This is a genomic window from Zobellella denitrificans, from assembly GCF_002237365.1.
In the GTDB taxonomy this organism is placed as follows: domain Bacteria; phylum Pseudomonadota; class Gammaproteobacteria; order Enterobacterales; family Aeromonadaceae; genus Oceanimonas; species Oceanimonas denitrificans.
Map to the genome: position 1 here is coordinate 25,189 of NZ_NMUO01000019.1, position 24,532 is coordinate 49,720.

Annotated in this window: 19 protein-coding genes; 10 read left to right on the forward strand and 9 right to left on the reverse strand. The window is 67.5% G+C overall.

The window, feature by feature from the left end; translation table 11 throughout:
• Positions 1-2 precede the first annotated feature (2 nt).
• The 3 genes from urtC to urtE are packed head-to-tail and all read left to right on the forward strand — an operon-like array spanning position 3 to position 2,649.
• Complete coding sequence (gene urtC, locus CGX12_RS06245) at positions 3-1,109, forward strand: urea ABC transporter permease subunit UrtC (protein WP_094039032.1); 1,107 nt, start codon at positions 3-5, stop codon at positions 1,107-1,109.
• On the forward strand, positions 1,106-1,951 hold the full coding sequence (gene urtD / locus CGX12_RS06250; protein ID WP_094039033.1) for an urea ABC transporter ATP-binding protein UrtD: 846 nt from the start codon (positions 1,106-1,108) through the stop codon (positions 1,949-1,951). The genes urtC and urtD overlap by 4 nt, the downstream gene beginning before the upstream one ends.
• On the forward strand, positions 1,951-2,649 hold the full coding sequence (gene urtE, locus CGX12_RS06255) for an urea ABC transporter ATP-binding subunit UrtE (RefSeq protein WP_094039034.1): 699 nt from the start codon (positions 1,951-1,953) through the stop codon (positions 2,647-2,649). Before urtD ends, urtE begins: the two co-directional genes overlap by 1 nt.
• Before the next feature lie 160 nt (positions 2,650-2,809).
• On the opposite strand, the gene CGX12_RS06260 is transcribed toward urtE, so the two are convergent.
• Positions 2,810-3,175 carry a DUF4168 domain-containing protein gene (locus CGX12_RS06260; RefSeq protein WP_176442014.1) on the reverse strand — a complete coding sequence of 122 codons (366 nt, stop codon included), beginning with the start codon at positions 3,173-3,175 and terminating at the stop codon, positions 2,810-2,812.
• Positions 3,176-3,385: 210 nt separating this feature from the next.
• Here CGX12_RS06260 and CGX12_RS19515 point away from each other — a divergent pair, with 210 nt between their 5' ends.
• Positions 3,386-4,849 carry an ATP-binding protein gene (locus CGX12_RS19515; protein WP_142995583.1) on the forward strand — a complete coding sequence of 488 codons (1,464 nt, stop codon included), beginning with the start codon at positions 3,386-3,388 and terminating at the stop codon, positions 4,847-4,849.
• A complete protein-coding gene (locus CGX12_RS06275; RefSeq protein ID WP_094039037.1) occupies positions 4,821-6,182 on the forward strand; it encodes a sigma-54-dependent transcriptional regulator in 1,362 nt (453 codons plus the stop codon). Before CGX12_RS19515 ends, CGX12_RS06275 begins: the two co-directional genes overlap by 29 nt.
• Here the strand turns inward: CGX12_RS06275 and CGX12_RS06280 are convergent.
• A complete protein-coding gene (locus CGX12_RS06280; protein ID WP_094039038.1) occupies positions 6,179-6,529 on the reverse strand; it encodes a RidA family protein in 351 nt (116 codons plus the stop codon). The two genes, CGX12_RS06275 and CGX12_RS06280, sit on opposite strands and share 4 nt — an antisense overlap.
• 97 nt (positions 6,530-6,626) lie before the next feature.
• On the opposite strand from CGX12_RS06280, the gene CGX12_RS06285 reads away from it, so the two are divergent.
• Positions 6,627-8,426: a hybrid-cluster NAD(P)-dependent oxidoreductase gene (locus CGX12_RS06285; protein ID WP_094039039.1), complete on the forward strand. Its 1,800-nt coding sequence runs from the start codon at positions 6,627-6,629 to the stop codon at positions 8,424-8,426.
• Positions 8,427-8,698: 272 nt separating this feature from the next.
• Here the strand turns inward: CGX12_RS06285 and CGX12_RS06290 are convergent, their stop codons facing one another.
• From CGX12_RS06290 to CGX12_RS06305, 4 genes are all read right to left on the reverse strand, one after another.
• Positions 8,699-9,073 (reverse strand): hypothetical protein, encoded by a 375-nt coding sequence (locus CGX12_RS06290; protein WP_094039040.1) that lies wholly within the window; start codon positions 9,071-9,073, stop codon positions 8,699-8,701.
• Between the two features lie 60 nt (positions 9,074-9,133).
• On the reverse strand, positions 9,134-11,941 hold the full coding sequence (locus tag CGX12_RS06295) for an FAD-binding and (Fe-S)-binding domain-containing protein (RefSeq protein WP_094039041.1): 2,808 nt from the start codon (positions 11,939-11,941) through the stop codon (positions 9,134-9,136).
• A gap of 85 nt (positions 11,942-12,026) precedes the next feature.
• Positions 12,027-12,680: a LutC/YkgG family protein gene (locus tag CGX12_RS06300; RefSeq protein ID WP_094039042.1), complete on the reverse strand. Its 654-nt coding sequence runs from the start codon at positions 12,678-12,680 to the stop codon at positions 12,027-12,029.
• On the reverse strand, positions 12,680-13,333 hold the full coding sequence (locus CGX12_RS06305) for a LysR family transcriptional regulator (RefSeq protein ID WP_094039043.1): 654 nt from the start codon (positions 13,331-13,333) through the stop codon (positions 12,680-12,682). The genes CGX12_RS06300 and CGX12_RS06305 overlap by 1 nt, the downstream gene beginning before the upstream one ends.
• 103 nt (positions 13,334-13,436) lie before the next feature.
• Between CGX12_RS06305 and CGX12_RS06310 the strand changes: the two genes are divergently transcribed.
• The 4 genes from CGX12_RS06310 to CGX12_RS06325 all read left to right on the forward strand — a co-directional run bounded on the left by CGX12_RS06310 (position 13,437) and on the right by CGX12_RS06325 (position 22,203).
• Entirely contained in the window at positions 13,437-13,907 is a 471-nt protein-coding gene (locus tag CGX12_RS06310; protein WP_094039044.1) for a PhzF family phenazine biosynthesis protein, read from the forward strand.
• 56 nt (positions 13,908-13,963) lie between these two features.
• Positions 13,964-15,613, forward strand: a complete 1,650-nt coding sequence (locus CGX12_RS06315) for a Glu/Leu/Phe/Val dehydrogenase dimerization domain-containing protein (RefSeq protein ID WP_094039045.1) — start codon at positions 13,964-13,966, stop codon at positions 15,611-15,613.
• 11 nt (positions 15,614-15,624) lie between these two features.
• Positions 15,625-19,467 (forward strand): response regulator, encoded by a 3,843-nt coding sequence (locus tag CGX12_RS06320; protein ID WP_094039046.1) that lies wholly within the window; start codon positions 15,625-15,627, stop codon positions 19,465-19,467.
• Between the two features lie 153 nt (positions 19,468-19,620).
• Complete coding sequence (locus tag CGX12_RS06325) at positions 19,621-22,203, forward strand: EAL domain-containing protein (protein WP_094039052.1); 2,583 nt, start codon at positions 19,621-19,623, stop codon at positions 22,201-22,203.
• Here CGX12_RS06325 and CGX12_RS06330 read toward each other — a convergent pair.
• From CGX12_RS06330 to CGX12_RS06340, 3 genes are all read right to left on the reverse strand, one after another.
• Positions 22,200-22,904: an anti-sigma factor gene (locus CGX12_RS06330; protein ID WP_094039047.1), complete on the reverse strand. Its 705-nt coding sequence runs from the start codon at positions 22,902-22,904 to the stop codon at positions 22,200-22,202. The genes CGX12_RS06325 and CGX12_RS06330 overlap by 4 nt on opposite strands.
• Complete coding sequence (locus CGX12_RS06335) at positions 22,901-23,467, reverse strand: sigma-70 family RNA polymerase sigma factor (protein WP_094039048.1); 567 nt, start codon at positions 23,465-23,467, stop codon at positions 22,901-22,903. The genes CGX12_RS06330 and CGX12_RS06335 overlap by 4 nt, the downstream gene beginning before the upstream one ends.
• A gap of 297 nt (positions 23,468-23,764) precedes the next feature.
• Positions 23,765-24,295, reverse strand: coding sequence for a DUF3455 domain-containing protein (locus CGX12_RS06340; protein WP_094039049.1), 531 nt, complete (start codon positions 24,293-24,295; stop codon positions 23,765-23,767).
• Positions 24,296-24,532 lie beyond the last annotated feature (237 nt).

The window sequence follows — 24,532 nt, forward strand, 5'->3', positions numbered from 1 at the left end:
GCATGTGGTTGACCCAACCCCTTAAAGAACGCCAGACCCGGGTTTTTCTGGCGGTGTTGCTGGCGGCCCTGCTGCTGGTGAGCCTGGCCAACCTGCTGCTGCCGGCGGGGCACCCGCTGCACGTCTCCACCTATACCGTCACCCTGCTCGGCAAGTACCTGAGCTATGCCCTGCTGGCGGTGGCGGTGGACCTGGTGTGGGGCTACCTCGGCATCCTCAGCCTGGGCCATGGCGCCTTCTTCGCCCTGGGCGGCTACGCCATGGGCATGTACCTGATGCGCCAGATCGGCGACCGGGGCGTGTACGGCCACCCCCAGCTGCCGGACTTTATGGTGTTCCTCAACTGGGACAGCCTGCCCTGGTACTGGGCCGGCTTCGACATGGCCTGGTTCGCCTTTCTGATGGTGCTGCTGGCACCGGGACTGCTGGCGCTGGTGTTCGGCTTTCTGGCGTTCCGCTCCCGGGTCACCGGGGTCTATCTGTCGATCATCACCCAGGCGCTGACCTTCGCCCTGATGCTGGCGTTTTTCCGCAACGAGATGGGCTTTGGCGGCAACAACGGCCTCACCGACTTCCGCGAACTGCTGGGCTTCGACCTGCGCGCCGACGCCACCCGGGTGGGGCTCTTTATCGCCTCCGGCATCGCCCTGGCGCTGGGCTACTGGCTGTGCCGGGCCATAGTGCTGAGCAAGCTGGGCCGGGTGTGTGTGGCCTCGCGTGATGCCCAGGCCCGCACCCGCTTTATCGGCTACCGGGTGGAGCGGGTGCAGCTGTTCGTGTTCGTGGTGTCCGCCATGCTGGCCGGGGTGGCCGGGGCCCTCTACGTGCCCCAGGTGGGCATTATCAACCCCAGCGAGTTCTCGCCGCTGTTTTCCATCGAAATCGTGGTGTGGGTGGCCCTGGGTGGCCGCGCCACCCTTTACGGCGCGGTGATCGGGGCCCTGCTGGTGAACTACGCCAAGACGGTGTTCACCGGGGTCATGCCCGACGCCTGGCTGTTCGCTCTCGGCGGCCTCTTCGTGGTGGCCACCGTGCTGCTGCCCAGGGGCATCGCCGGCCTGCTGGCCCGCCGCCGTCCTTCCGCTGCACCCAAGGAGGCAAGCGCATGAACATGTTCAAATCCCTGGCCCGCCGGGATCAGGTGTTCGATTTTATGGTACCCGAGGTGTCGCCGGTGGACGTGCGCCACGGCCCCATCCTTTACCTGGAGGACGTGAGCGTGAGCTTCGACGGTTTCAGGGCCATCAACAACCTCAACCTCACCATCGACGACGGCGAGCTGCGTTGCATTATCGGCCCCAACGGCGCCGGCAAGACCACCATGATGGACATCATCACCGGCAAGACCCGGCCCGACCGGGGCCAGGTGTGGTTCGGCAGCAGGCACAACCTGCTGCGGCTGTCGGAGCCGGAGATCGCCACGCTCGGCATAGGCCGCAAGTTCCAGAAGCCGACGGTGTTCGAGGAGCTGACGGTGATCGAAAACCTGGAGCTGGCCATGGCCGCCGACAAGCGGGTGCTGCCCACCCTGGCCGCCCGGCTGAGTTCGGCGCAGCGGGATCGCATCCACGAGGTGGTGGCGCTTATTGGCCTCAAGGCCGCCGCTCACGAGCTGGCGGGCATCCTCTCCCACGGCCAGAAACAGTGGCTGGAGATCGGCATGCTGCTGATGCAGCGGCCCCGGCTGCTGCTGGTGGACGAGCCGGTGGCGGGCATGACCGAGCAGGAAATGGAGTTGACCGCCGAGCTGCTGACCAAGCTTGCCGGCAAGGGCAAGCAGTCGGTGGTGGTGGTGGAGCACGACATGGGCTTCGTGCGCTCCATCGCGCGCAAGGTGACGGTGCTGCACCAGGGCTCGGTGCTGGCCGAAGGCACCATGGACCAGGTATCGAACGACCCGCGGGTGGTCGAGGTGTACCTGGGGGAAGAAAGCGGCGCCGAGGTGGCCTGATGCTGACAGTCGACAAATTGAATCAATTCTACGGCGAAAGCCACACCCTCTGGGATCTGAGCCTGGACATCCCCCGCGGCCGCTGCACCTGCGTGATGGGCCGCAACGGGGTGGGCAAAACCACCCTGCTCAAGTGCATCATGGGCGAGGTGGCGGCGAAGAGCGGCAGCATCCGCCTGGACGATGGCACCGAGCTCACCAAAAAGCGGCTGGAGGACAGATCCCGGCTCGGGCTGGGCTATGTGCCCCAGGGCCGGCAGATCTTCCCGCTGATGACGGTGGAGGAAAACCTGCGCACCGGCCTGGCGGCCCGGGGCGACGGCCTGCGCCGCATTCCGGAGCGAGTCTACGAGCTGTTCCCGGTGCTGAGGGAGATGCGCCAGCGCCGGGGCGGGGATCTGTCCGGTGGCCAGCAGCAGCAGCTGGCCATCGGCCGGGCCCTGGTGCTGGAGCCGGAGCTGCTGATCCTGGACGAGCCGGGGGAGGGCATACAGCCCAACATCGTCGCCGATATCGGCCAGGTGATCCGCCGGCTGATGGCGGAAGACGGCCTCACCGTGCTGCTGGTGGAGCAGAAACTGCCCTTCGCCCGCAAGTACGCGGATCGCTTCGTGATCCTGGACCGGGGCCGGCAGGTGGCCGAGGGCGGGATCGACGAGCTGTCCGACGAACTTGTCAAGCGGCACCTGACGGTGTAATCGGCTTGAAGCGGTAGCGCTATCTCTGCGTAGCCACCGCCGTAGCTACCACTGTAGGTGCTGCTGTAGGTGCCGCTTCAGCCGGCACAAACCGGCACCGACTCCGCCGGCACGCCGCAAGTACGTCCATGTAGGCTCGTACATACCATCCCGGCTTTGCTCAGCGCAGGGCCTCGAGCCGCTGCTGCAGGGCGGGGTCGGTCTGCAGCTGGTTGGCAATCTGGTTGTAGTCTTCCACCGACAGGCCCGACTCGGTCACGGCATCCACCATGCTTTCGTTGGCTTCCTGCTGGATGACCTGGGCCTGCTCCTGGTTTTCCACCTGGCCCAGTTTGGCCATGGCCTCTTCCTGCAACTGGCTGATCTTGTTGAGGGCGGTGGCGAATTTTTCCAACTGGGCGTCATCGATGCTGGCGGCGGGCTGGGCCGCTGCCGGCGGCATGGCGGCATCGGTCTGGGCAATCGCCGGAGCCGTGGCCAGCAGCAGGGCGGACAACAGGGCGGAAGCGGTCAGGGTCTTTTTCATCATAAACTCCTCGATTGGCGTTGTTGATTCCCCCTGACTAAGGCCAGGATCGTGCCAACTTCCAGGATTCGATTTTAATTATTTGTTTTGTATGATTATTTTTATTGGTGCGAGGATTGCTGTCGTAGTGGGCGCCGCCGCGGCAGACCGGGTCTGTGTCTTTTTGTCATAGTGTGAACTATCCATTCGAGACAGGATGATACAGAGCCCATGTACTACCGGATAAGAGACGGGGTCGGCGGCGGAGGCATAGGCCGGCGGGTGCTGCTCTATGTGGTGCTGCCGCTGTGGCTGATCCTGGCGCTGGGCGTCGGCCTGACCCTGCATCATGTCAACCTGGCCCAGAGCGAGCGGCTCAAGGAAGACATCAAGCTGATCGCCCGGGCGGTGAGCGGGCCCATCGGCGATGCCCTCGCCAACGACGATATCGAAGGGGTGGAGCGCACCCTGTCGGCGGTGTTCTCCATCGGCCAGGTGTACGGCGCCTCGGTGTTCGATGCCGAGGGCAAGGTGCTGGCCTCGTCCGGCATCGCCGACCTCAGCCTGCGCAACAGCCCGGCGGCCACCCGGGTGATGCGGACCGGGGAACAGCAGGAGCTGTATCAGCGGACCGCGGGCCGGGACGTGTTTTCCCACTTCGTGCCGCTGACCGACGCCGGCGGCCGCATCAACGGCCTTATCCAGATCACCCGCCGGGCGAAGGACTTTGAGCAGTCCTTCGCCCAAATGGCCAGAACCGCCTGGATTGGCTGGCTGACCATCGGGGGGTTGATGCTGGGGGTGGTGATCTGGGGCCATTACCGGGGGCTGGGGCGCCACGTCAACGCCCTGGTGACGGTGATGGACAGGGTCAAGGCCGGCGACTGGCAACAGCGGGCGGCCCTGGCCGGCCCCCAGGAACTGCGCCGCATTGCCCAGGGGCTGAACGAGATGCTGGGGGAAATCCGCAACCACCAGGCCCAGGAGCGGGCGCTCAACCGGCGCCTGCGGCACCAGCAGAAGATGGCGGCGGTGGGCACTGTGGTGGGCGGTATCGCCCACGAGCTGGGGGCCCCGCTCAACGTGATCGACGGCCGGGCCCGGCGCTTGCAGAAACAGGCCGGGGAACCCGAGGCCCGGCGCCAGCTGGAGGCCATTCGCGGCCAGGTGTTGCGCCTGTCACGCATCGTGCGCCAGCTGCTGGACTTCAGCCGGCCCGAGTCCCGGGAGAACGAGCCGGTGGAGCTGCACCGGCTGCTGGCGCAGAGCGCCGCCGCCGTACGGCACGAACAGTGGTCCGTCGCCGGGCTGAGCCTGCCGCCCTCCGGAAAACCGCTTTGGCTGCGGCTCGACGGTGCCCGGCTGGAGCTGGCCCTGGTCAATGTGCTGCGCAACGCCCTGCAGGCGGCGCGCAGCCGGGTAGCGGTTGCCGTACGGGAGCAGGAAGGGCGGCTTGCCATCGAGATCTCCGACGACGGCCCCGGCTTTGCCCTCGACCCCGAGCAACTGGTGGCACCCTTCGTTACCACCAAACCCAAGGGCGAGGGCACCGGGCTGGGGCTGGCCATAGTGCACAACATCATGGCCGAGCTGGACGGCGGCCTGACGCTCACCACGGCCCCGGGCGGCGGTGCCCGGGTGATACTGACACTTGCGAGGAGTTCCCATGCCCAAGGCATCCATACTGCTGATTGAAGACGACTCCGCCCTGGCCGAGCTGCTGCAGGAAGAGCTGGAGGCGGAGTCCTACCGGGTGCGCCACGCCGGCTCGGCGGAGCAGGCCAGGGTTGAACTGGAGCGGGAAGCACCGGATCTGGTGATCAGCGACGTGCGCCTGCCCGGGGCCGACGGCCTCAGCCTGTTGCCCCTGGTCAAGGGGCTGGTGCCGGCACCGGCCATGCTGATCATCACCGCCTTCGGCACCGTGTCCCAGGCAGTGGCGGCGCTCAAGGCCGGCGCCGACGACTTTCTCACCAAGCCCTTCGACATGGACCACTGCCTGCTGACCGTGGCCCGGCTGCTGGAGCACCGGGGCCTGAAGCAACAGCTGGACCGGGTACTCAAGGGCGAGCGCTTTCACGATATCCTCGGCCAGAGCCTGCCCATGCGCCGGCTGTTCCAGCAGATCCGCCAGGTGGCCGGCGCCGAGGGCCCGGTACTGGTGCTGGGCGAGAGCGGCACCGGCAAGGAGCTGGTGGCCCGGGCCCTGCACCGGGAAAGCGGCCGGGCCGGCGGGCCCTTTCTGGCGGTGAACTGCGCCGGCATTCCCGGCGAACTGCTGGAAAGCGAGTTCTTCGGCCACGCCAGCGGTGCCTTTACCGGCGCCAGCAAGGCGCGCACCGGCCTGCTGCGGGAGGCCGACGGCGGTACCCTGCTGCTCGACGAAATCGGCGAGATGCCGCTGGAGCTGCAGGCCAAGCTGCTGCGGGTGTTGCAGGAAGGCACCCTGCGCCCGGTGGGCTCGGACCGGGAGATCAGGGTGGATGTGCGCATCATCGCCGCCACCCACCGGGATCTGGAGCAGAAGGTGGCGGAGGGCAGCTTCCGCGAGGATCTGTTCTACCGGCTGGAAACCTTCTCCCTGCGGGTGCCGCCGTTGCGCGAGCGGGGAGAGGACATAGAGCGGCTGGCGCAGTTGTTCCTGCAGCAGGGGCGCGAGCGCAGCGGCAAGGCGGTCCGGGGATTCGGCCCGGACTGCCTGGAGCTGTTTCACCGCTACCCGTTCCCGGGCAATGTGCGCGAGCTGCAAAACGCGGTGGAGCGGGCCCTGGTGTTCTGCGAGGAAGAGTGGATCCAGCCGGCCCACCTGCCGGCCCGGATGCTGAAGGCGGGGGCCGAGCCGCCGGCCCCCGCCGTGGCCGACTGGCAGGACAGGGCCCGGGAGCAGTTGCCGCCGCTGAGCGAGCTGCAGCGGGACTATATGCGTTATGTGCTGCAGCAGACCAAGGGCAACAAGCAGCGGGCGGCCGAGATCCTGGGGGTGACCCGGCGCACCCTGTACCGCTGGCTGGAGCAGGAAGGGGCCTAGCGCTCGGCGGCGATCACCGAGATCTCCACCAGCAGCTCGGGGCGGGCCATGGCGGCTTCCACGCAGGCGCGGGCGGGGGCATGGCCCTCGGGCACCCAGGCGTCCCACACCGCGTTCATGGCGGCGAAGTCGGCCATGGTTTTCAGGTAGAGGGTGGCGGAGAGGATATGCTCCCGGCTGGAGCCGGCTTCCAGCAGCAGTTCATCCACTTTTTCCAGCATGGTGCGGGTCTGTTCGGTGATATCCTGAGTGGCATCCTTGCAGACCTGGCCGCACAGGTAGAGGGTGCCGTTGTGCTTGACGATGCGGCTCATGCGCTGGCCGATTTGCTGGCGTTCGATAGACATTTGTACTCCTTTGATACCACAAGAATGGCGATAAACGCCAACCATTACCGATTGATACGCGGATGTAAACTTTTTGGGATAGAAAGGGTGGAATAATATGGCGGTGATCACGGGGCTTAATCTTTATCCGATCAAATCGGCGGCCGGGCTGGCGGTGCCGGATGCCTGGGTGTCCCGCGAGGGGCTGCGCGGCGATCGCCGCTACATGCTGGCCAAACCGGACGGCACCTTCGTCACCGCCCGCACCCATCCCCGGCTGCAAGGGGTCGGGGTGACGCCGGTGGCCGGCGGCCTGGAGCTGAAGTATGGCGACCAGTCGCTGTCGGTACGCCACCAGCAGTTCCAGTTGCAGCCGGTCGCCACCGGCGTCTGGGGGGACAGCTTCACCGCCTGGAGTACCCACGCCGATTACGATGCCTGGCTCAGCGCCATCCTGGAAGAGCCGGTGCAACTGCTGTGGCTGGGCCAGCATTCCAACCGCTACCGGGAAAAGCTGGGTACCGGCGTCAGCTTTGCCGACGGCTATCCCCTGCTGCTGATCTCGGAAGGGTCGCTGGCCGATCTCAACCTGCGTGCCGATGCCCGGCTGGAGATGTCCCAGTTCCGCACCAACCTGGTGGTGCGGGGCGGGCGCCCCTTCGAGGAGGACGGCTGGCGCCGCATCCGCATCGGCGAGGTGGAATTCCTGGTGGCCAAGCCCTGCAGCCGCTGCATCATGACCACCATAGAGCCCGGCTCCGAGCGCTTCAACGCCATGAAGGAGCCGCTTGCCACCCTGAGCCGTTACCGCCGGGGGGAAGACGGCGAGGTCTATTTCGGCCAGAACCTGGTGCCGCTGAACGAGGGCGAGATCCGTCTGGGCGACCGGGTGGAGGTGCTGGAATACGCCAGCGCCCCCATCTACCCGGACGCGGCGCCCAGGCGCCGGCAGCTGGTGTGCGTGGAGCGCGAGCCCCTGGCCCGGGACATGGACACCTACTGGCTGGAGGCCATGGACGGCAAGCCCCTGGCCGACTACCGGCCCGGCCAGCACCTGCCGGTGGCGCTGGACATCGATGGCCGCCGCCATCTGCGCCACTACACCCTGAGCTCCAGCCCGACCCGACCCGGCCGCTACGGCATCAGCGTCAAGCGCCAGCCCGACGGGGTGGTGTCCAACTGGCTGGCCGAGGCGCTGCAGCCCGGCCATGCCCTGCTGGCCCATGCCCCGGCGGGGGAGTTTTACCTCAAGCCCGCCGGCCGCTACCTGCTGCTGTCGGCGGGCTCGGGAGTGACGCCCATGCTGTCCATGGTGCGGGCCATGGCGGATCTGGAGCGGCTGGAGGACGTGCACTTCCTGCACCTGTGCCGCGCCGAGGCGGACATTCCCGCCGCCGCCGAGCTGAAGGCGCTGGTCCGGCGCCACCCCGGCCTGCGGCTCGATCTGGTGCTGACGAGGCCGGAGCGGGGCCTGGGTGGCCGGCTGGAGCTGGGCCAACTGGCAGCGGTGCCGGCGCTGGCCGAGCGGGAGGTCTACCTATGTGGCCCGGCGGGCTTTATGCGCCAGGCCAGGGCCTGGCTGCTGGCGCTGGGAGTGCCGGCGGGACGCATCCACCAGGAGAGCTTCGGTGGCCCGGTCGCCGCCGATGTTGCACGTGAAACAAAAGCGGTGCGGGTGCGCATCGGCGGGCGGGAGTTCACCGGTAACAACCAGCAGGATCTGCTGACCCAGGCCGAGGGCCAGGGCCTGCAGTTGCCCTGGTCCTGCCGCGCCGGCATCTGCGGCAGCTGCAAACAGAACCTTAAATCCGGCGAGGTGGCGCAGCCCGAGGCCCCGGCCCTGTCGGCGGCGGAGCGGGAAGCGGGCGTTATCCTGGCCTGCTGCTGCGTGCCCCTGTCGGATGTGGAGCTGGAATAACTAAAACCTCGACGGCCCGCCCGCATGAGGGTGGCACCGAGCTGCTGTAGATGCCGCTTTAGCCGGCATGAACCGGCACAAACCGGCGCCCAATTTCCGCATTTCCCGCCCTTTGCAGGTTTGCGCCACGTAAACGGGCGCCTACAGGTGAGATATCGCATTGCTCACGTTTTAAACTGATCGGTGTTCTAGGGTGATATAGCCGTCGTCACTCCCGCGAAGGCGGGAGCCCATATACGGAACCGACGACGGTTAAGCGGTGATAAAGGGACTCAGTAGCCGAGGGCCCTGTCTTCCCGCAGCAGCTGTTGCACATCCTTGAGGGTGGTCAGCTGCTTGAGCAGCTTGTTGTTGTGCCGGATATCGGCCCTGAGCTCCCTGGCGTGCTCGGCGAACCTGCGGTCGCTGGAGGTGCTGCCCAGGTGCCGGAAGCGATTCCAGATGGCCGACTCCAGGCTCTGGTCGATGAAGACGTCGTCGTATTGCCTTTCCAGTTCGCGCAGCTGCCGGCGCAGCAGTTCGTTGAGGCCGTCCAGCTCCTGTTGCCCGAGCTGCTCCAGGGCAGCGCTGTCGAAATGCTGCCGGTGCAGTTCGAGCAGGGTGTGGATGTCGTTTTCCTGAGTGACAGCGGGGCCGAGGGAGGGCACGGGATCAGCAGTCGCGCAAGGACTGCTGATCGCGTCAAGCGTCTGGCTTCCAGCTCCCGTTTACCGGCTTGCCTCGTCCACCAGATAGAGGATGGACTCGTAGTTGACGCCGCTGTGGTGGCTGAGGCCCAGCTCGCAGGTGCGGCTGTTGCTCACTCCCCGGGTGCAGCCGGCGGGCACCTGGGCGCGCAGCGGCTTCAGGGCCGAGGCGTTGAGTTCGGGGGTGGTGAAGCCCTTGTCGCCGGCGAAGCCGCAGCAGTCGATGTGCTCCGGCACCACCACCCGGGCGGCGCAGCGTTTGGCCAGCTCCAGCATCTTGTCGGCCAGCCCCAGGTGCCGGCTGCTGCAGGTGATGTGCAGCAATACCGTCTCCTGCACCGGCTTCAGTTCGAGCCGGTCCAGCGCCTGTTCCAGGATGAACTGCACCGGCTCGAAGATGGCCAGCGGCAGCCCGGTCTGCTCCCGGCTGCGCTTGGCACAGGGGCTGGTATCCATCAGCACCGGCCAGCGGCCCTGCTCCGAGGCCTGCCACAGTTTCGCTTCCAGCTCGGTGGCCTTGTCGTCGGCCAGCGCCAGCATGCCCTTGCTCTGCCAGGGCTGGCCGCAGCACAGGCTGGTGAGATCTGCGGGCAACAGCACATCGAAACCGGCCCGCTCCAGCACCGCCTGGGTAACCTCGGTCAGCGAGCGGCCGTCTTTGGCGCCCGGTGACTGGCCCAGGGTGCGGCTGGCGCAGGAAGGAAAGTAGACCACTTTGGGCCGTCCTTCATGCGGACTGCTGGCGCTGGGCCGGTGCCGGTTGGCGGCCGGGGTCTCCGGCAGCCACAGCGGCACCTTGTTCTTGCTGGCCTTGCGCAGCCCCCGGTTGAGCTTGCTTAAGTTTCGTTCGCCCAGCAGCCGGCGGCCGAGGGCGGCCGAGTTCAGGCCCAGGCCCACCAGGGTGGTGGTGGCGGCGAAGTGATCCGCGGTCCAGCGGGCGATGGGCTCGAACTTGCGGTAGCGCGCGGTGCGCAGTTGTCGTACCAGATCGCCGGTATTGATGCCCACCGGGCAGCGCTGGGCGCACAGTCCGGTGGCGGCGCAGGTGTCCACTCCCTGGTACTGGAACACCTGCTCCAGGCCGTCTTCGGTGGCTTCGCCCTTGGCGGCCCGGCGCTGCAGCTCGCGGAACAGCACGATGCGCTGGCGCGGGGTCAGGCTGAGATCCCGGGACGGGCACACCACCTCGCAGAAGCCGCACTCGATGCACTTGTCGACGATGGCGTCGGCGGCGGGCAGGGGCTTGAGATCCTTGAGGTGGGCCTGGTGGTCGTCGTTGAGGATGACCCCCGGATTGAGGATGCCGTCCGGATCGAACAACGTCTTGATCTGCTGCATCAGGGCATAGCCGTCCTGGCCCCACTCCAGCTCCACATAGGGCGCCATATTGCGGCCGGTGCCGTGCTCGGCCTTGAGTGAGCCCTGGTATTCCACCGCCACCAACTGGGCCACGGCGTCCATAAAGCCGCCGTAACGGTCCAGCTCGGCTTGCGAGTCGAAGCCCTGGGTGAACACGAAGTGCAGGTTGCCAGCCAGGGCATGGCCGAAGATGATGGCTTCCGAGTAGCCGAAGCGGTCGAACAGCTCGGTGAGCCTGCGCACCGCCGGTGCCAGTTGTTCCACGGGGAACGCTACGTCCTCGATGATCACCGTGGTGCCGGTTTCACGCACCGCGCCCACCGCCGGGAACATGCCCTTGCGCATGGCCCAGAGGGTGGTGCAGCGGGTTTTGTCCTGGGTAAAGGGCACCTCGTTGCGGCGTTCGAAGCCGGCCACCGCCGCCATCGCCTGATCGCATTTGGCCAGCAGCTCGGCCTCGTCGGCGCCGTGCACTTCCACCAGCAGGGCGGCGGCCTCCAGATCCAGCTCGCGGATAAAGCCGGGCATGCCCGCCTTGTCGGCGATGGATTTCAGCGCCCGGCCGTCCATCAGCTCCACCGCTGCCACTTCGGTGCCGGCCAGGGCGGTCACCGCCCGGCAGGTGGTTTCGATCTCCGGGTACACCAGCAGGCAGGAGGCCTTGAAGGGGTGATCCGGCACGGTGTGATAACTGACCTCGGCCATAAAGCCGAGGGTGCCTTCGGAGCCGATCATCAGGTGGGCCAGGATGTCGAAGGGATCCTCGAAGTCTACCAGGGCGTTCAGGCTGTAGCCGGTGGTGTTCTTCAGCCGGTATTTGTGGCGGATGCGTTCGCAGAGCTCCCGGTTGGCCCTGACCTCCTCGCTCAGTCGTTGGAGACCGGCCAGCAGTTCGGGCTTCTGCCCGGCGAAGCGGGCCCGGCTTGCCGGGTCCCGGGTGTCGAGCCGGGTGCCGTCCGCCAGCACCAGGCTGAGGCCGTGCAGGGTCTGGTAGGAATTCTGGGCGGTGCCGCAGCACATGCCGGAGGCGTTGTTGGCGGCGATGCCGCCGATCTTGCAGCTGTTGATGGACGCCGGATCCGGCCCTATCTTGCGCCCGAAGGGGGCCAGGTAGCGGTTGGCGTCGGCCCCGATCACCCCGGGTTGCAGGGCGATCTGGTGGCCGTTATCAATAATTTTGTGCCTGCGCCAGTCGTCGGTGAGGGTGATCAGCACCGAGTCGGACACCGCCTGGCCCGACAGGCTGGTGCCGGCGGCGCGGAAGGTGCAGTGAATGCGGTGCTGGCGGCACAGTTCGAGCACCCGCGCCACTTCGTCGGTGCTTGCCAGGCGCAGCACCATCTTGGGGACCAGCCGGTAGAAGCTGGCGTCGGTGCCGTAGGCCAGACAGAGGGACGGGTCCTGGATGATGCGCCCGGCGGGCAGGAAGCCGGCCAGCGCTTCGGCCAGTTGTTGGTAACGGGGCTCCATCAGGCGTCCTCCAGGATCAGCACCAGCAGTTCCTTGGGCCCGTGGGCGCCATAGGCCAGGGTCTGTTGGGGTATGAGCGCGGTCATTATGCGTCCTCCAGGATCAGCACCAGCAGTTCCTTGGGCCCGTGGGCGCCGTAGGCCAGGGTCTGCTGGATATCGGCGGTCTTGGACGGGCCGGACACCAGCAGCAGGTTGGTGGGCATGCCCTGGTGCCAGCCCTGGGCGGCCATCATGGCCGGCAGGTTGGGGTGCAGGGTGGAGGCCTTGAGGATGGCGATATGGCGCGGCGGCACCAGCGACAGGGTGCGCGGCTCGTCCGGGCCTGGCCACAGCACCAGGCTGCCGGTGGCGGCGATGGCGCCGTGGCAGCCGGTGATGCCCGCGTCCACCCGGTTGAACAGCTCGTCCTTCCAGGCTTCCAGAGGGCGGTCGAACAGTAGCTGTTCGGCGGTGCCGGCCAGGGCCTGGCTTATTTCCCCGAAGAAGTCGCCGCCGGTGCCGGTGGCGACGCGCTGGAGACCGGCCTGTTCCACATGGGTTTTCAGGGTGGCGACCAGTTCGGCCCGGGGCAGGTGGCGCACCTCGGCGTGGTTCTGCTCCAGCAGCTCGGTCAGGCGGGCCAGCATCTCTGCCTGCCCGCTCTGGTTCCAGATGGGATAGTCCGGGTCGTTTACCGGCAGCGGCTGGGCCTGGGCCTGGCGCAGCCGGTCGAGAATGGCGTGACGGGCGTTCGACATTACTTGTTCCTCTCGGCCATAAGCTCGCGCAGGGTTCTGGCGGCGGGTTGGGGGGCGGTGCGGCAGCGGGTCCAGGGGCCCAGTTTCTTCGGCATCAGGCCGCGCAGTCTCGTTGCGCACCAGGTCAGCATACGGTACAGGGCCGGGCGGCGCGCCACGGTAACGCAGTCGCCCGCCAACGCCCGTCTTGGCAGCCCCGGGTAGTCACCGGCGCCGAAGCGGATGGCCAGATCCGCCTGGCCGGTGCGCAGATCCGCCAGCCGGTCTTCGGCCTGCAGGGTCAGTCTCAGTCCGGGATGACGCGCGAGCAGCCCGGCCAGGCGCGGCAACAGCCAGTGCCGGCAGAAGCCGTGGGGCAGGGAGAGCACCAGGGGGCCGGCCAGCGGGGGCTGGCTCAGCTCGGTGGTGGCACTGGCGATGATGCCGAAGGCGTCGGCGATCCTGGCCTGGTAGCGGCGTCCGGCCTCGGTCAGACGCACGCCCCGCGCCTGGCGGATGAACAGCGGCACGCCCAGGGCCTGCTCCAGTTCCTTGATGCGGTGGCTGATGGCGGCGGCGGTCAGGTGGAGCTCACCCGCCGCGGCGCTGAAGCTGTTGAGCCGGGCCGCGGCCTCGAAGGCGCGCAGGGTGTTGAGGGGCGGGGATACGGGCATCTTTAAGGGTAAGCTCAGCTAAGTCTTAGGGCTAGAATATAGCAGTTGTCTTAAGGATGGCTAATGTCAAAATGCGCCTGTCACCACCACAGGAGAATGATCGATGAACGAGCAGCTTTATCGCCTGGCGGCCTTCAGCACCAGCCCGGCCGGCGGCAATCCCGCCGGCGTCTGGCTGGGCGAGGCCCTGCCCGACGCCGCCCCCATGCAGCGCATCGCCGCCGAGGTCGGCTATTCGGAAACCGCCTTCGTGGCGCCGCTCGACGGAACCGAGCGCCATATCCGCTATTACAGCCCGCTCCGGGAGATCAGCTTTTGCGGCCACGCCACCATCGCCGCCGGTGTGGTGCTGGGCCAGACGGCGGGCGCCGGCCGCTACCGGCTGCAGACGGCGGTGGGCGAGGTGCCGGTCGAGGTGTTCCGGGACGGCGAGCAGTGGCTGGCGGCGCTGACCTCGGTCGAGCCGGAGCAAAAGGCGGTACCGCCCCGCTGGCTGGAACGGGTGCTCGAGGCGCTGGACTGGCGTCGCGAGGAGCTGGATCCGGCGCTGCCGCCGATGCTGGCCTACGCTTAAACCTATACGACACCGGCTCCGGGCCCCGCCCGTCCGCTAGCGTTGCGAGGCGCCCCATGCTCGACTTGCCCGTTCGTCTGCTGCTGATCGAAGACAACCCGCTCCATCGCCGGCTGATCCAGCAACTGCTCACGGCCGATCCCCAGCTGCAGTGCGAGGTGGAGGCGGTGGAGCGGCTGGCCGACGGCCTCGCCCGCCTGGCCCGCAACGACGTGGACCTGGTACTGCTTGATCTGGTGCTGCCCGACAGCCAGGAGTTAGAAACCCTGCTGCGGGTGCGCCTTGCCGCGCCCCAGGTGCCGGTAGTGATCCTCACCAGCCTGGACGACGTCAAGCTGGCGGCGCGGGCGGTGGAGTCCGGCGCCTACGACTACCTGGTCAAGTCCAACCTCAAGAGCACCGCCCTCAGCCGCTCCATCCGCTATACCCTGTCCCGGGCGCGGGCCCGGGGCGGCGAGTGGGACTCGCCCATGTTCCGCCTGGCCCAGCAACAGTTCCTCAAGGCCGCCCAGTACATGGATCTGGACGACAATATCCGCCAGCGGCTGCTGTTTCCCCAGCGCACCCAGGTAGTGTCCTTCCCCTTTTTCCGCGATGATCGCAGCCAGGTCGAGACGGTGTTCGGCTACCGGGTGCAGCACGTGCTGTCCATGGGCCCCACCAAGGGCGGTATCCGCTACCACCAGGACGTGGACCTGGGCGAGGTGGCGGCGCTGGCCATGTGGATGACCTGGAAGTGCGCCCTGATGAAGCTGCCCTTCGGCGGCGCCAAGGGCGGGGTGCGGGTCGATCCCACCAGCCTGAGCAAGCGCGAGCTGCAGCGCCTGACCCGGCGCTATACCGCCGAGATCATCGACATCATCGGCCCCGACAGGGACATCCCCGCGCCGGACATGGGCACCGACGAGCAGGTGATGGCCTGGCTGATGGACACCTACAGCCAGCAGGTGGGCCATGCGGTGCCGGCGGTGGTGACCGGCAAGCCGGTGGTGCTGGGCGGCTCCCTGGGCCGCAAGGAAGCCACCGGCCGCGGCCTGGTCTACCTGATCAAGGCCTCGGCCGAGCACCTGGGGCTGGATCTGTCCCGGGCCAGCGCCGTGGTACAGGGCTTCGGTAACGTGGGCAGTTACACCGCCCGCTTCCTGGCCGAGGCCGGGGTCAAACTGGTCGGGGTCAGCGACGTCTCCACCGGCCTGTTCAATCCCAATGGCCTGTCGGTGGACGCCCTGCTCGCCCATGTGGCCGAGCACCGGGTGCTGGCCGGCTTCCCGGATGCCGAAGCCATCAGCAACCAGGAGCTGCTCGAACTCGACTGCGACGTGCTGGCGCTGGCGGCGCTGCAGAACCAGGTGACGGTGGAAAATGCCGACAGGCTCAAGTGCCGGCTGCTGGCGGAAGGGGCCAACGGTCCCACCATGCTGGAGGCCGACGACATCCTGTTCGAGCGGGGCATCTTCGTGCTGCCCGACATCCTCGGCAATGCCGGCGGCGTGACCGTGTCCTACTTCGAATGGGTGCAGGGCATACAGAACCTGACCTGGACCCTGGAAGAGATCAACGCCCGGCTGCAGACCATACTGCTGGACGCCTTCCACCGCACCCTCAAGCGGGCCGGTGACAACCACATCGACATGCGCACCGCGGCCCTGATCGAGGGGGTCTCCCGGGTGACCGAGGCCAAGCTGCTGCGCGGCGTCTTCCCCTGAGGGACGACATCATGGCCCACCGCCGCACCCAAAGCACCCTGCTGCGCCTCAACCAGCTCATCACCCGCGCCGCCAACGAGGCCCGCAGCGTCGACGAAGCGATGCAGACCGCCCTCGATCTGGTCTGCGCCCACACCGGCTGGCCCCTGGGGCACGCCTGGTATCCCTCCGCGGACGGGGACGGCCTGGTGTCGACCCGGCTCTGGCACCTGGGCGACGGCGAGCGCTTCCGCCTGTTCAAGAATCTCACCGAGGCCAGTCGCTATGGCTCCAGCATGGGCCTGCCGGAACGGGTGCTGGCAAGCGGCGAGCCCGCCTGGATCCCGGACGTAACCCGGGACCCGGACTTCCAGCGTGCCCACCAGGGGCAGGACACCGGGGTACGGGCCGGCGCCGCCTTTCCGGTGCTGTCCGGCAGCCAGGTCATGGCGGTGCTGGAGTTCTTCTCCGACCGGGTGCAGGAGCCCGATCCGCCGTTGCTCGAACTGATGGCCCAGATCGGTACCCAACTGGGCCGGGTGATGGAGCGGGAAGGCGCCGCCCGCGAGCTGCAGGAAAGCCGGCGCCGGCTGGCCACCCTGATGGCCAACCTGCCCGGCATCGCCTACCGGGGTCTGAACGACCCCCAGTGGACCATGACCTTTCTCAGCCAGGGCTGCCGGGCCCTGACCGGCTATGCGCCGGAAGAGGTCACCGCCGGCCGCCCCCACTATGCCGAGCTGGTCCACCCCGAGGATCGCGCCACCCTGTGGCAACAGGTGCAGGAGGCCATTCAGAACAAGCGACCCTACCAGTTCGAATACCGCATCCATAGCCGCGGCGGCGAGGAGAAATGGGTGTGGGAGCAGGGCTGCGGGGTGTTCGACGAGGCCGGTCGGCTGCAACTGCTGGAAGGCTTTATCACCGACATCACCGCCCGCCGCCAGGCCGAGCTGGAGCTGGCCCAGCAGTACCAGGAAACCCGCCGGCTGCAGGCCAGGGCCGAGGCCGCCCACCAGCAGTTGATCGAGGCCATCGAGTCCATCTCCGAGGGCTTTACCCTGTACGATGCCGACGACCGCCTGGTGGCCTTCAACTCCCGTTTTCGCGACGACTATTCGGCCGCGCCCGACATAGTGCGGGTGGGCATGCCCTTCCGGGATCTGATCCAGGCGGTGGTGGACCGCCACCTGCTCGAGTTCGGCGAGGACGACGGCCGGCAATGGTTCGAATGGCGCCTGGCGCAACGGCGCCATCCGGGGCCGCCATTCAAGCTCAAACGGGTCGGCGGCCTGCAGCTGCGGGTCAGCGAGCGCCGCACCAAAGACGGCGGCGTGGTCGCCATCTACACCGACATCACCGAGCTGGAAGAGCAGCGCGAGGATCTCGAGCGGCAGGTGCGGCTGACCGAAGAGGCCCAGCGCCGGGCCGAGTCGGCCCGGGATCAGCTGACCGAGGCCATCGAGTCCATCGCCGAGGGCTTTACCCTGTACGACGCCGACGATCGTCTGGTGCTGTTCAATTCCCGCTTCAAGGAGCATTTTGCCCTGCCCAACGATCTGGTGGCGGTGGGCATGGAATTCGAGGCGCTGCTGCACGACGTGGTCAAGCGGGGTCACCTGCCGCTGGGCTACGCCTCGGGTGAGCAGTGGATAGCCGAACGACTCGAACGGCACCGACACCCCCGGGGGCCCTACTTCTTCACCCGCAGCGACGGCCTCGCCGTCCAGGTGAGCGAACACCGCACCGGCGACGGCGGCTATGTGGCGGTGTACACCGACGTCACCGAGCTGGAGCGCCACCGCCACCACCTGGAGGAGCTGGTGGCCGAGCGCACCCAGGAGCTGCAGGCCACCACCGAGCAGTTGCGCCGCTCCCAGGCGGAGCTGCAGCGGGCCCGGGATCTGGCGGAGCAGGCCAGCCTGGCCAAGAGCGAATTCCTGGCCAACATGAGCCATGAGATCCGCACCCCCATGAACGGGGTGATCGGCGTGGCCGAGCTGCTGGCCCGCACCGAGCTGACCGAGCAGCAGAGCGAATACCTGGCCATCATCGAGAAGTCGGCGGACACCCTGCTTGGCCTTATCAACGACATCCTCGACTTCTCCAAGATAGAGGCGGGCCGGCTTGAACTCGACGCCCTCCCCTTCCTGCTGCGCGACACCCTGGGCGACACCCTGCAGACCCTGGCCCTGCGTGCCGACGAGAAGGGCCTGGAGCTGGCGGTGCACATCCCTGCCGAGATCCCGGACCGGCTGGTGGGCGATCCGGTGCGACTGCGCCAGGTGGTGGTCAACCTGGTGGGCAACGCCATCAAGTTCACCGAAAGTGGCGAAATCGTGGTGGATCTGCAGCTGAAAAAGCGGCAGAAGACCCGTATCCGTCTGCACTTCGAAGTGCGCGACACCGGCATCGGCATCCCCGAAAATCAGCGCCGTCGCATCTTCGAGGCCTTCGCCCAGGCCGACGGCTCCACCACCCGCCAGAGCGGCGGCACCGGGCTGGGCCTGTCCATCGCCGCCCAGCTGGTGGGCATGATGGGCGGCCAAATCCGGGTAGACAGTGGCCCCGGCGGCCGCGGCAGCCGTTTCGCCTTCGATGCCGACTTCGGCCTGGCGGCGGAGCGCAGCGAACCCCTGAGCGCCCCCGCCGGCCTGCACGGGCTCAGGGTGCTGGTGGTGGACGACAACAGCACCAACCGCATGATCCTCGAGGAAATACTGCAACACTGGGGCATGCGGCCGGTGCTGGCCCACAGCGCCGTGCAGGCCCTGGCCCTGCTCGACCAGAGCGGGGACGACCCCTTCCCCCTGGCCCTGCTCGACGTCATGATGCCGGGTATGGATGGCTTCGAGCTGGCCGCCCGCATCCGCGAGCGGCCGGCCCTGGCCGGGCTGCGCATCCTGATGCTGTCCTCGGGGGGCTACTCGGGCGACACCGCCCTGCGCCGGCAGTTGCGCATCTCCCGCCAATTGATGAAGCCGGTGAAACAGTCGGAACTGCTCAACGCCGTGGGCGAGGCACTGGGTACCGTGCTGGCCGAGGCCCCGCCGCCACCCGGCGAGCCGGTGGCCCTGCCGCAGGCGTGCCGGGTGCTGCTGGTGGAGGACGGCCTCACCAACCAGCGGGTGGCCATGGATCTGCTGCACCAGCGGGGCCACCAGGTGAAGCTCGCCGAGAACGGGGAAGAAGCGATTGCGGCCGTGGCCCAGGACAACTTCGACGTGGTGCTGATGGACATCCACATGCCGGTGATGGACGGCCTGGCCGCCACCCGGGCCATCCGCGTCCGGGAGGCCGAACAGGGCGGTCATGTGCCCATCATCGCCATGACCGCCAGCGCCACCAAGGAAGACCGGGAGCGCTGCCTGGCCGCCGGCATGGACGACTACGTCACCAAGCCGTTCCGCGCCGCCGAACTCTACGCCGCGGTGGAGCAGAAGGCGGCCATGGCCGCAGGGCGGAGCGGGCCGCCCCAAGCCCCGGTGGCGGCGGCCAAGGCGCCAGAAATAGCAGAAACCCCGGATACCGGCGCCATCCTGGACTGGGACGACGCCCTCTCCCGGCTGGAGGGCAACACCGCCCTGCTGGCGGAGATGGCCGGGCTCTTCCTGCAGGAGGCGCCCGGCCTGCTGCGGGCCATGACCGAGGCCCTCGCCCGGCAGGATGCCGCCGAGCTGCGCCGGGCGGCCCACACCCTCAAGGGCTCGGCCCAGGTAGTGGGTGGCCGTGCCCTGGGCGAGGCCGCCCTGGCGCTGGAAACCCTGGCCCGCAACGGCGAGCTGGAAGCGGCGGCCGGGCAACTGCCGTTGGTGGAACAACGGCTGGCCCAGTTGGAGCCGGCCCTGAAGGCCCGGCTGGGCGGCCCGGCCTGAGCCAGCGATCCGGCTGGCCACGATAAATATCCTAGGACAAAGCGCGCATTTCATGACGAAATATCCGACCAAAGTCGTAGGATCTGTTATAAATGGAGCCAATCCCCCCCACAAAAAATAACCGGCACGAGGATAGGGATACCCTTGAGCATCATGTTCCCGCACACCCCGCTGAAACGGCTGTTGCCATGGCTGCTGTTGCTGCTGCTGTCCCCGGCCCAGGCCCAGCCCGTACGCCTCGGTCTCTACCATAATTCCCCCAAGATCATGGCCGACGCCCAGGGGCAACCCAGCGGCATCTTCGGCGATCTGATCGGCGAAATCGCAAGGGAAGAAGGCTGGCAACTGGAGCCGGTACCCTGCCAGTGGCAACAGTGCCTGGAATGGCTGGCGGAGGGACGCATCGACCTGATGCCCGACGTGGCCTTTACCGAAGAGCGGGCGACCCGCTTCGACTTTCACCGCACCCCGGCCCTGCTGAGCTGGTCGCAGATCTATACCCTCTCCCACCGCCGCCTGGCCAGCCTGCTGGAGCTGGACGGCAAGCGGCTGGCGGTGCTGCGCGGCTCGGTGCAGCAACAGTTCCTCGGCCAACTGGTCGACAGCTTCGGCCTGCGGGTGGAATGGCTGCCGGTCGATGGCCTGGATCAGGTGTTCGACGCCGTGGCCAGCGGCCGGGCGGACGCCGCCGCGGCCAACCACTTCATCGGCAACCAGCAGGCGGCCAGCCGGGATCTGGTGGCCTCCCCCATCCTGTTCCAGCCGAGCAAGCTCTACTTTGCCGTGCCGGCCGGCACCAATCCGGCCCTGCTGGCGCGCATCGACCACCATCTGCAGCGCTGGCAGTCGGACAACGACTCCCGCTATTTCGACATACTCACGCGCTGGAGCGGCCGGCCGGCTCACCCCCTGCCGCCGGCCCTGTGGTGGAGCCTGGGGCTGCTGCTCTCGGCCCTGCTGCTGGCCATCTGCTTCAACCTGCTGCTGCGGCGCAAGGTCGCCGAGCGTACCCTGAGCCTGCAGGCCAGCGAACACCGGCTCAACACCATCCTCGACAGTGTGGAGGCCTGCATCTACATCAAGGACGAACAGCTGCGTTACCAGTACGCCAACCGCAGGGTGTGCGAATTGTTCGGCGTCACGCCGGCGCAGATCCTCGGCCAGAGCGATGAGCGCTTTTTCGACGCCGAAACCTGCGCCCTACTGCAACAGAACGACTTGCGGGTGCTGCAGCAGGGCGAGCGGGTGGCCGGAGAGGAGGTCAACGGCCTGAGCCGCAACGGGGAGCGGCGCACCTTTCTCTCGGTTAAGCTGCCCCTGCGCCGGCCCGACGGCCGTATCCACGCCCTGTGCGGCATTTCCACCGACATCACCGAATACCGCCGGCTGCAGGAAGAGCTGCATCAACTGGCCTTTTTCGACTCCCTCACCGGCCTGGCCAACCGCCGGCTGCTGCTGGACCGGCTGCGCCACGCCCTGGCCGGCAGCCAGGCCACCGGCTACCAGGGCGCCCTGGTGCTGATCGACCTCGACAATTTCAAGGACATCAACGACACCCGGGGCCACGACTGCGGCGACCAGTTGCTGCAACAGACCGCCGCTCGCCTGCGGCACAGCCTGGCCGGCACCGACACCGCCGGTCGCCTGGGCTCCGACGAGTTCGTGCTGATCATGGAGGATCTGAGCCCCCGGCAGGAAGACGCCGTCATGCAGGTCCGCGACCGGGTCCGGCAGTTGCTCGAGCGGCTGGCCGTGCCTTACGAGATAGCGGGCAAGGAGCACCGTTGCTCCGCCAGCATCGGCATCGCCATGTTTTCGGACGCCCAGGGCAATATCGACGAGCTGCTCAAGGCCGCCGATCTGGCGATGTTTGCCGCCAAGGCCGATGGCCGCAATACCCTGCACTTCTTCAACCAGGCGATGCAGGACGACGCCAATCGCCGTAGCCGGCTGGAACACGATCTGCGCCTGGCCCTGGAACGGGACGAGCTGGAGCTGCACCTGCAGCCCCAGGTCGACGCCGGCGAGCGGATCACCGGCATGGAGGCCCTGCTGCGCTGGCAGCACCCTGAGCTGGGCCGGATTTCTCCCGCCGACTTCATTCCCCTGGCGGAAAGCAGCGGGCTCATCATCCCCCTGGGCGACTGGGTGCTGGCCCAGGCCTGCCGGCTGCTGGCCGAATGGCGCCGGGAGCCGGCCATGGCCCGGCTCGGCCTGGCGGTCAATATCAGCCCACGCCAGTTCCGCCATCCGGATTTCGTGGCCGGCCTGCAACGCCTGTTGCAGGACAGCGGCGTCGACCCGGCCAGGCTGGAGCTGGAGATCACCGAAAGCCTGCTGATCGACGATATCGAGCAGACCATCGGCCGGATGGAACAACTGCGCCGGCTGGGGCTGCGTTTCTCCCTGGACGACTTCGGCACCGGCTATGCCTCTCTCGGCTACCTCAAGCGGTTGCCGCTCAGCCAGCTGAAGATCGATCAGTCCTTCGTCCGCGACCTGCTCAGGGATCCCAACGACGAAGCCATAGTGCGCACCATCATCGCCCTGGGCCGCAGCCTGGACCTGCAGGTGATCGCCGAGGGAGTGGAAACCGCCGAGCAGGCAAGCCGGCTGCAGGAGCTGGGCTGCACCGCCTTTCAGGGCTACTGGTTCGGCAAGCCGGACAGCACCCGGCACTGGCATGCCCGGCTGAGCGACCAGGCCGGAACCGAACACCGTGCCGCCGGCGACTAGAGTTCGACCGCCCGGCCGATAAACTGGATGGGCCCGGTGGGCAGGCCGGTGGGCGAGCCGCCGGTCTGCTCCAGGGTCAGCTCGAACAGCTGGTTGGGCGCCAGGGGAGGCAGCTCATCCATGGTGATGCGCAGCCGCTCACCCGGCGCCACCAGGCCCAGGGAGACGGGCTGGTTCCAGTCGTCGCCCTTGGTCCAGAATTCCAGCACCTTGTCCGCCGGCACCTCCACCGCGGCCAGCGGGATCAACTGGACCTCCCGCGGATCCCGGGCCTGCACCAGCCAGCCCGGCGTCTTCTCTTCCGGTGCCACCAGCACCACCACATAGCGTGGCTCGGGCAGGGGCCGCAAGATCAGCACGGCCGCCAGTAACAGGCTCATGGCCAGGCCGGCGGCGGTCAGTCCCCGCCACCAGCCCAACCGCTGCCACCAGTGCCGGGGGCGGACAGGCGGGCGCCAGCGGCCCAGGGCATCCAGGGTACGCTCTACCCGGGGCCACAACCGGGGGGAAGGCGATTGCGGCTCGGCCAGGGCGATCAGGGGATGCAACCGCTCCTCCCATTCCGCCACCGCCTGTTGCAGGCGCTCGTCGCTCTCCAGCCGCTGCTCCAGACCTTTCCGCTCGTCGGCGGACAGGGTGCCCAGCACATACTCGCCGGCCAGGGCATGGCGTTCGGGATCCTGCCGCTGCAACTCGCTCATGCCATGCACTCCCGCAATGCCGCCAGGCTGCGCCTGATCCAGGCCTTGACGGTCCCCAGCGGGGCCCCCATGCGGCCGGCAATTTCATGATGGGTGCAGCCGTCCACATAGGCGTGGAGTAGGCAGCTGCGTCGTTCGGGCTCGAGCTGCTCCAGGCAATGCTCGATGCGCCCGCCGTATTCCGCCCAGGTGGCATCGTCCTGGCGTTGCCGCCAGTGTTCGAACGAGCGGCGGGCATCCAGACTGTCGGCCAGTTCCTGATCCAGCAGCAGTTCCCGTCCCCGGTTGCGTACCGTATTCAGGGCCAGGTGGCGGACCACGCTGTAAATCCAGCCCCGGGCGGAGCCCCGGCGCGGATCGAAACTGTCGGCACGCAGCCAGATGTTGATCAAGGCGTCGTGCACTATGTCTTCCGCCAGGGCGTGGTCGCGCACGATGCGCATCACCACCCCGAGCAGGCGGGAGCCTTCCCGCTCATAAAGGCGGTGCAGGGCACTGCGCTCTCCCCGGGCGCAGGCCGCCAGCAGGGCCTGGTAATCCGTATCTGGTGTCGGTGTTGTCATAAGCGAGGCGCCATCCGCGAAGTAGCCAAACGAACCCTTAATAAGACTCAAGCGTAGACCACATCTGGGCGGATGGCGCCCTCTCCCTCTAGAACGCCATATAGTTTAAAAATCAGGCAGCCCGGCTCTGCGTAGCTGCCGGTTTGTACCGCTGTAGCCGTCGCTGTAGGTACCGCTTTAGCCGGCACAAACCGGTGCCCAATATCCACGCCCCAGGCCGTTGGCCGGTTTGCGCCGCGTAAACGGGCGCCTACAGGTGAGATATCGCACTGCTCACCTTTTAAACTGATCGGTGCTCTAGCCGGCTTTCCAGAAGATATAGTCGGCCTGATAGCGGACTATCTGGCGCTCGCCCTTGTTTGCCTCGCCACAGGCCGTGGCCGGCGCCACTCCGCCCTGGGTGTCCAGTCGCTGGATATAGGTGACGCCGGTCATGGCACCCTCGCCCATGGCGGGGTTGGCCTGCACCAGCTGGTAGGGGATATTGCCCTCGCCGGCCGGGGCCACGGCCAGCTGGGTGGCGGTGACCCTGGAGCCGTCCGCCGCTTCCCAGGTGGCGGGCGGGCCATAGTAGCGGCCCACCTCGGCGCCGGCGCGATCGTTGAGCACCGCATCCGGCCCCATGAACACCCAGCCCAGTTCGCCGGGGGCGTCGGGCTTGTCGCGGCATTCGTAGGCGATCTCACCGACGCCAACGGTTTCCCAGGCCACCTGGTGGCCTGCCGGCACCTGTATGCTCTCGGGCACCATGGCGTGGGCGGCGGAGGCGAGGCCGAGCAGCAGGGCCGGGGCCAGTACCGGGATCATCTTGCGGTGAAGCTTTTGCATGTCATGTCTCCTTATGACGGTCGTATCGGGCGCGGCAACAGGTGCCACCCTTGTACTACCCGCCAGGAGCACAAACGGATGCAGGCAAAGATAATTTTTTCGTGTTTTTGATGATCAGGAGACATCGCCCTCGCGGGCCGCCAGCAGGGCCGCCCTGAGTTCGGCCTGGAAGGCCCGGCCCAGCTCGGCTGGGCGGTGGCGCGTTTCGCCGGGGAGCTGGGCCGGACGAAAGCGAAC